The organism is uncultured Subdoligranulum sp. (assembly GCF_937890665.1).
The window spans coordinates 1-2,602 of the sequence record NZ_CALADU010000209.1; the positions used below are offsets into that span (position 1 = coordinate 1).

General features: G+C 57.9%; 3 protein-coding genes. All 3 read right to left on the reverse strand.

All coding sequences use genetic code 11. The annotated features are described in order from the left end of the window. Positions 1 to 705 (reverse strand): phosphoribosylamine--glycine ligase (gene purD / locus Q0526_RS11840; protein WP_298733862.1); only part of this gene is annotated, 705 nt, incomplete at its 3' end. Next, complete coding sequence (locus Q0526_RS11845) at positions 702 to 1,931, reverse strand: phosphoribosylaminoimidazolecarboxamide formyltransferase (RefSeq protein ID WP_298733864.1); 1,230 nt, start codon at positions 1,929 to 1,931, stop codon at positions 702 to 704. The genes Q0526_RS11845 and purD, both read right to left, overlap by 4 nt. A gap of 1 nt (position 1,932) precedes the next feature. Further along, on the reverse strand, positions 1,933 to 2,602 hold a 670-nt coding region (locus tag Q0526_RS11850; protein WP_298733866.1), incomplete at its 5' end, for an IMP cyclohydrolase.

A 2,602-nucleotide genomic window follows, 5' to 3' on the forward strand; every position in this document is an offset into this window, starting at 1 on the left:
GTTGGGGGCAACCGTACCCATACCGCCGGTGTTCAGACCCTGATCGCCGTCCAACGCCCGCTTGTGGTCCATGCTGGAAACCATCGGCTTTACGGTTTTGCCGTCGCAAAAGGACAAGACACTGACTTCGGGGCCGGTGAGGAATTCCTCCACCACCACGTGGTTACCGGAAGCGCCGAACTTTTTGTCCAGCATGATCTCCTTGACGGCGGATTCTACTTCGTCGTGGTTCTGGCAGATCAAAACGCCCTTGCCCAGCGCCAAGCCATCGGCCTTGATGACGACCGGATATTTGTTCTGGCTCTCCACATAAGCGACAACCTTGGCGGGATCATCGAACACCTCGTAGCCTGCCGTGGGGATGCCGTACTTTTTCATCAAATTTTTGCTGAACACCTTGCTGGCTTCAATGCGAGCGGCCGCTTTGTCGGGACCGAAGGCAGGGATGCCTACTGCGGCCAGTGCATCCACCATACCCAATGCCAGCGGGTCATCTTGGGCGACGACCACATAGTCAAAGGCTTCTTCCTTGGCAAAGGCAACCATAGCGTCCACATCGGTGGCAGCGATAGCCTTGCAGTGGGCATCATAGCTGATACCGCCGTTGCCGGGGGCGCACCAAATTTCAGTGCACTGGGGGCTTTGTTTCAGCGCACGGATGATGGCGTGTTCACGCCCGCCGCCGCCTACGACCAGAATTTTCATAACAAAACTCCTTTGACAGCACAACTGCCCGCGACGAAAAAACGCCGCAGGCAAGTGCAATTTTTAGTGATGGAACAGCCGGATATGCCGTAGCGGTTGCAGGTATCGATAACCTGCTGATCGCGGATGGAGCCACCGGGCTGTACAATGGCAGTCACGCCGCTGCGGCGGGCGCGCTCAATGTTATCACCGAAGGGGAAGAAGGCATCGCTGCCCAGCGAAACACCGGTCACCTGATCCAGCCATGCGCGCTTTTCCTCAGCGGTCAAGGGCTTGGGCTGCTCGGTAAAGGTTTCGGCCCAGACATCGTCCGCAATGACATCCTCCGGCGTATCGCCGATGTAAACGTCGATGGCGTTATCACGGTTAGGCTTGGACAGATCATCGCGGAAAGGCAGGTTCAGCACCTGAGGCATATGGCGCAACTGCCAGTTATCGGCCTTTTGGCCAGCCAAGCGGGTGCAGTGCACGCGGCTCTGCTGACCGGCACCTACGCCGATGGTCTGGCCGCCCTGCACATAGCAGACACTGTTGGACTGGGTGTATTTCAGGACGATCAAGCTGATGATCAAGTCACGGCGCTGATCGGCGCTGATATCCTTGTTCTCGGTAACGATGTTCATCAGCATCGTTTCGTTGGAAATCTCCAGATCCTGACGGCCCTGCTCGAAGGTGACGCCAAAGACGGTGCGGCGCTCCAGCGGGGAGGGCTCGTAGTTCGGGTCGATGGCCACGATGTTGTAGTTGCCCTTTTTCTTGGACTTGAGCACTTCCAGTGCGTCGGCGTCATAGCCGGGGGCGATGATGCCGTCGCTGACTTCGTGCTGGATGAGTTTGGCGGTGGACAGGTCGCATACATCAGACAGTGCGATCCAGTCGCCGAAGCTGGACATCCGGTCCGCGCCGCGGGCACGGGCATACGCGCAGGCCAGAGGGCTCAGTTCCGCATCCGCATCGATATGATACATGGCGCGCAGCGTGTCGTCCAGAGGCATACCGATGGCTGCACCGGCAGGGGAAACATGCTTGAAGCTGGCAGCGGCGGGCATACCCAAAGCCTTTTTCAGGTCCCGCACCAACTGCCAAGAGTTGAAGGCGTCCAGAAAATTGATGTATCCCGGACGGCCGTTGAGAATCTCCACCGGCAGTTCGCTTCCGTCCGCCATATAGATGCGTGCAGGCTTCTGGTTGGGGTTGGTGCCGTATTTCAGCTGAAATTCTTTCACTTTATTCACCCTCCACCGCGTTGTATTTGTTGAGGATCATATCTTCGTAGTCGCCGGTTTCCAGCGTGATGGTCCGCACAAAGAGGCTGACTTTATTATCCTCGTTGAGGGACTCCCACAGCTTGCCGGCAAATTCGGCGCCGTCATTCTCGTCGATGGTTACCCGCATGGGCTCACCGGCGTAGCTGGGAATGGGAGCACCGTTTTTCAGGTAGGTGCTGATGAAATGGCCTTCACCCGCCACAGGCTGGGGGTAGTCGAAGGTCTGCCGTTGTACGCTGGCTGCATTGCCTTCGCAGCTCTTGACGATGGACAGCTTGTAGGCGCCGTTGCGCATATCCATCACGCCGGAAATGCGCGGCGTGAAGTTGGGGGCATCGTCCTCGTAGGTGCGGGTAGCCAGTGCGGCCTCAAAGCTGTAACCGGGGAAGAGGTTTTCGTTCATGAAATGAACGATGGTATCGGTCTGATCGCCGTTGGTGACCACGGTAGTCTCCCGGGGGGTCAGCACGGCATTGTAGATGATCAGATGGGGATCTTCCAGCTTGGCCGGATCGGCAGCCACCGTGCGGATACCACCGGGGATCGCCTCAAATACGCGGTTGCGGCTGTTGGCACTGCGGCCCATGATCCAGTAGGCAATCAACGCTTTCTGGCCATCGGGGGTAAGG